This is a genomic window from Microcoleus sp. MOSTC5, assembly GCF_036701825.1.
Classification (GTDB): Bacteria; Cyanobacteriota; Cyanobacteriia; order Cyanobacteriales; family Microcoleaceae; genus Microcoleus; species Microcoleus asticus.
Genome location: NZ_JAUBRK010000140.1, coordinates 1 through 4,230, shown reverse-complemented (window position 1 = coordinate 4,230; position 4,230 = coordinate 1). Strand labels below are relative to the sequence as shown.

8 protein-coding genes and 1 pseudogene are annotated in these 4,230 nt (G+C 43.1%); 7 read left to right on the top strand and 2 right to left on the bottom strand.

What is annotated here, in order from left to right; translation table 11 throughout:
• The 3 genes and pseudogenes from QUA54_RS33805 to QUA54_RS33795 all read left to right on the top strand — a co-directional run.
• A pseudogene (locus QUA54_RS33805) lies at positions 1-181 on the top strand (helix-turn-helix domain-containing protein); the annotation flags it as partial.
• The gene (locus tag QUA54_RS33800) at positions 174-299 is read left to right on the top strand and encodes a hypothetical protein (RefSeq protein ID WP_333419347.1); all 126 of its coding nucleotides are present in this window, start codon (positions 174-176) and stop codon (positions 297-299) included. The pseudogene QUA54_RS33805 and the gene QUA54_RS33800, both read left to right, overlap by 8 nt.
• Positions 300-321: 22 nt before the next feature.
• Entirely contained in the window at positions 322-882 is a 561-nt protein-coding gene (locus QUA54_RS33795; protein ID WP_333419345.1) for a transposase, read from the top strand.
• 67 nt (positions 883-949) lie between these two features.
• Here the strand turns inward: QUA54_RS33795 and QUA54_RS33790 are convergent, their stop codons facing one another.
• The gene (locus QUA54_RS33790) at positions 950-1,609 is read right to left on the bottom strand and encodes a transposase (RefSeq protein ID WP_333419343.1); all 660 of its coding nucleotides are present in this window, start codon (positions 1,607-1,609) and stop codon (positions 950-952) included.
• Positions 1,606-2,019, bottom strand: coding sequence for a helix-turn-helix domain-containing protein (locus tag QUA54_RS33785; RefSeq protein ID WP_333419341.1), 414 nt, complete (start codon positions 2,017-2,019; stop codon positions 1,606-1,608). The genes QUA54_RS33790 and QUA54_RS33785 overlap by 4 nt, the downstream gene beginning before the upstream one ends.
• A 61-nt stretch (positions 2,020-2,080) precedes the next feature.
• On the opposite strand from QUA54_RS33785, the gene QUA54_RS34705 reads away from it, so the two are divergent.
• The 4 genes from QUA54_RS34705 (at position 2,081) to QUA54_RS33770 (ending at position 4,165) form a co-directional block, all read left to right on the top strand.
• Entirely contained in the window at positions 2,081-2,200 is a 120-nt protein-coding gene (locus QUA54_RS34705; RefSeq protein ID WP_445301616.1) for a DUF6130 family protein, read from the top strand.
• Positions 2,201-2,324: 124 nt separating this feature from the next.
• Positions 2,325-3,146 (top strand): alpha/beta hydrolase, encoded by an 822-nt coding sequence (locus tag QUA54_RS33780; RefSeq protein WP_333419339.1) that lies wholly within the window; start codon positions 2,325-2,327, stop codon positions 3,144-3,146.
• Between the two features lie 202 nt (positions 3,147-3,348).
• Positions 3,349-3,645 carry an SDR family oxidoreductase gene (locus QUA54_RS33775; RefSeq protein ID WP_333419337.1) on the top strand — a complete coding sequence of 99 codons (297 nt, stop codon included), beginning with the start codon at positions 3,349-3,351 and terminating at the stop codon, positions 3,643-3,645.
• On the top strand, positions 3,554-4,165 hold the full coding sequence (locus tag QUA54_RS33770) for an FAD-dependent oxidoreductase (protein ID WP_333419335.1): 612 nt from the start codon (positions 3,554-3,556) through the stop codon (positions 4,163-4,165). The genes QUA54_RS33775 and QUA54_RS33770 overlap by 92 nt, the downstream gene beginning before the upstream one ends.
• The last annotated feature ends 65 nt before the right edge of the window (positions 4,166-4,230 follow it).

Below are 4,230 nucleotides of genomic sequence, written 5' to 3'. Positions count from 1 at the left end.
TTCCTCACCGTCCGATTATGGACGACCAATAAGTCACTGGACAGCTAGAGAGCTGGCGGAAGAAATCATGAAACAAGGCATTATTGAAAGTATATCAGTGCGCCATGTTGGCAGATTATTAGAAGAAGCAGAAATTAAACCACACGCCTCGCGCTACTGGTTAACCCCCCCCTGTGGATGAAGAATTTGATGCAAAAGTTAAAGATATTACAGGCTTATATCTGACTGCGATTGAACGCAGTCAAAAGGGAGAACACACTATATCAGTTGATGAAATGACAGGGATTCAAGCCCGATGAGCGTCTCGAAAAAGACTTACCAATGCGACCCGGTAAAGTTGCAAGAAGAGAGTTTGAATATATTCGTCATGGTACGCAGACCTTGCTCGCTAATTTCAATATTGCGAATGGTAAGATAATCGAGCCAACTTGCGGATATTCGAGAACAGAATCCGATTTTTTACTGAATATTCGTCACATCATTGAAACTGACCCTGATGCCAAAAAATGGCATCTAATTATGGATTGTCTGAATACTCACCAATCTGAATCACTGGTGCGTTTGGTCGCCGAAAAAGAAGGCTTAGATATCGACCTCGGTATTAAGGGAAAAAGCGGCATACTTCAATCTATGAAATCTCGCGCTATTTTTTTAAGTGACCCAACACATCAAATTGTTTTCCATTACACACCCAAACATTCTTCGTGGCTTAATCAAATAGAGATTTGGTTCAGCATTTGGGTGCGGAAATTACTTAAAAGAGCAAGTTTCACCAGTCAGTACGATCTGAAAAATCGCATCCTCAATTTTATTAACTACTTTAATCAAACAATGGCCAAACCTTTTAAGTGGACATATAAGGGTAAAGTCTTGGCTGTTTAATAGCCTGTGTATTTACGCCGAGCTGTACTATAGCAATCCTCAATGATTTTCTATATCTAGAGCAATCCTAAATGATTTTCTGTGTGTAAGTATATTGACGTATTTTGGGGAAATCAAATTTATGTTCGTTAGTAAAAAACTCAAATAAAAATTTGACAATCTTAAAAGACCTACATAAATACCAATACTTTCTTAAAAAGTTTTTAGCTTGTAACCAAATATCTTCAACGGGATTCTGTTGGGGAGCATTGGGAGCAAATAAAATACAAGTAATTGACCAATTATCAGGTTCTTTGTCACCATTGAGTTCTAATAAAAAGTCTCTAAATTCTCCATATTTATGATAACTAGCTCCATCCCAAATCAAGATAATCTTGCGATTTTTATATTTATTTTGTAAGTATTTTATGAATTTAACTGTTGATTTTCCATCACCAGATGGATGGCTTTGAATATGGAATTCTTTGCTTTGATAATTGAGGGCGCAAAAATAAGTTTGTCTATCTTTTTCATTGGTAATGGGGACTTCAATTCTGATTTTTGATTGACCCCAAACATAACCAGTTAAATCACCATGAAGTAGATGACATTCATCTAAAAACAAGACTATTATTTCCCCAGATTCTATACCTGACTTGTTTTTAAATAAAATATCGTTAATTTCTTCCGTCTTTTTTTCTACCAGTTTTTTATCAAATTTAGGATTGATTTTTTGAGTTTTTTTCAACTAATTTTCGCCCGGTCGAAAAGTTCATAGTAACTCTGTTTTGATTTATATGTCACACCAAATTCTCGCTCTAAATAAGTAACCAACTCATCTAAATTCCAATATTCTTTATTCTTTAACCACTCGATTACTTCAGTATTTTGTCGAGCTGTTAAATACCCTTTTGACCCTTTATGTCCTAGTTTGATTCCGGCGATGCCTTTGGTTTTAAATTGTTTTTTCCAATAACCAATAAAAAAATTACTTACACCTAAAATTTTGCTGATTTCATTGTAGATCTTACCTGAGAGCGCCATCCTTACAGCTATTGCTCGTTTTAGTTCTCTGGCATCGATATCGCTTTTAATGAAAGATTCTAATTGGGCTATTTCTTTTTCTCTATCTTTTTGTGGCATTTGTAAGTTATCCATTTTTAATTGTCACAATCAAGTATTGCATATAATTGTATCACAATCATGATCATGATTTAGGATTGCTATAGTCGGACTGGAACCTGGTCCACACAAGGTGCTGAGCGAACTAGCCGACCCTACACACAAAGTAATCACCAGCGAAACAGTGACGTTCACAATGCCCGATCTTAAGCGATGATTCAGGTCTGTGAAATGATGCGATCGACACTTCGCAGCGCTTCGTTATCGCAACCCACATCCGTCAATTTCTCACATCACGGTTGCAGCCTATCCAACGAAATAAATTCAAAGGAAATCACAACATGAATATGCTCACCTTCAGGAACGGCATGCGCCTGCTTCTAATTGTCATTCTCTTTTTAGGAACCATTACAATCACTTCTCTCGGAGCCATCATGAATAGTGCCAGTGCACAAGCCAATAAGCCTACGATCGTCCTTGTCCACGGCGCGTTCGCCGAGTCTTCCAGTTGGAATGGGGTATTGACCAAACTGATCGCAAAAGGTTACCCAACGGTTGCTGTGGCTAATCCCCTACGTGGCGTTAAGAGCGATGCAGACTATGTTGCTAGCGTCCTTAAAGACATCAACCGTCCTATCGTGCTGGTTGGGCATTCCTACGGAGGTTCGGTAACTACCAATGCAGTCAATGGGAACAAGAATGTGAAAGCACTGGTCTACGTTGCTGGCTTTGCTCCTGAGGAAGGCGAGACTGCCGCCGAACTCTCAGGACGTTATCCGGGCAGCACACTCGCGCCGACCCTCGCGCCGCCGGTGGTCCTGCCCGATGGTGGCAAAGACCTGTATATTCAGCAGAGCAAGTTCCACGCCCAATTTGCTGCAGATGTGCCAGCGAACGACGCGCAACTGATGGCTAGTACCCAGCGTCCGATTATGGAAGCCGCGTTAAATGAAGCCTCCGGTGTGCCTGCAGGGAAATCTATCCCGTCCTGGTTCATTTATGGTGATCGCGACTTGAACATTCCGGCAGCGGTGCAGTCTTTCATGGCAAACCGCGCCAGCTCCAAGAAGACGATCGTAGTAAATGGCGCTTCACATGTAGTAATGGTTTCCCATCCAGACGCCGTTGCTGAGATCGTCGAACACGCTGCAACCGCGCAATAGAGAAGTGTGAACGCATCGCGGATACATCGGAATCGCTGTGCTCTGCTGGTGGCAGGGGGAAGCAAAGACATGGGCAAAGGCTGAGTACAGAACAAAACTTGCAAATACTGACAAGGAAAGGGGTTCATGAGAATTACCACATTCCCCTCTTTCGATTGAGCGTGCAGTACTTAATGTCGAAGATCCGAGGGGGTATGTTCTCGTGTTGCCACAACCGGTTTCGACCGACTCTTTCACCTCGCAACAAGCAGCAAAGTACTTTGGCTCGGCAGGCGGCAGCATTATCAACATTAGTTTGATCCCCAGTACCACTAAGCCCGCAACCGCCTCGGTCTATAGCGCCACCAAAGCCGCTGTTGGTGCCGTAACCAAGTCGCTAGCTAAAGAGCTGGGTTCGCGCAAGATCCGTGTCAACTCTATCTATCAATCTTGGGATGCTGGAAACGAAGGGTATACAGGCAGCGGGAGTTATTGGGAGCGATTACCAAAAACAGATTGAAGCGCAAACTCCACTGGGGCGAATCGGACAGCCACAGGACATCGCACCTGCCCCTGTCAAACCAAAGGAGATAGAAATGGATACCCAATACTACGACGACATTATCGGTGGCGGTAAAGCGGGTAAAACACTGGCGCCTGCACTAGTCGCGGGCAGACGCAAAACCGCTTTAGTAGAACGCAGCTTAAACATGATTGGTGGCTCGTGCCCTAATATTGCCTGCATTCCCAGTAAAACGATGGTCGCAAGTGCAGAGGTGGCAAATACTGTGCGAAATAGTGCAGCCTATGGCATCAAGACGACGCCGCCAACAGTTGATATGTCGGCAGTGATTCAGCGCAAACGATCGGTCGTGCAGTCCCTGCGACCAATAAATCTTAACAACCTGCACACCGCTTTGGGGGACGATCTGATCATTGGCACCGCTCGCTTTGTGGCACCTAAAACAATTGAGGTAGCAACAGATGAGGGTACTACTCGGTTACTCACAGCAGAACGATTGTTTATTACTGTAGTTTAGACTAAAAAATGAGCGCAGCTAAAAGTAGCCACCTTTGAATGTCAGGCAAGCTGTTGCTCAAAAAC

What these genes read in the sequence shown, in the direction of transcription:
- QUA54_RS33795 (WP_333419345.1), top strand. Translation starts at nt 322, where the DNA reads ATGCGACCCGGTAAAGTTGCAAGAAGAGAGTTTGAATATATTCGTCAT.
- QUA54_RS33785 (WP_333419341.1), bottom strand. Translation starts at nt 2,019, where the DNA reads ATGGATAACTTACAAATGCCACAAAAAGATAGAGAAAAAGAAATAGCC.
- QUA54_RS33780 (WP_333419339.1), top strand. Translation starts at nt 2,325, where the DNA reads ATGAATATGCTCACCTTCAGGAACGGCATGCGCCTGCTTCTAATTGTC.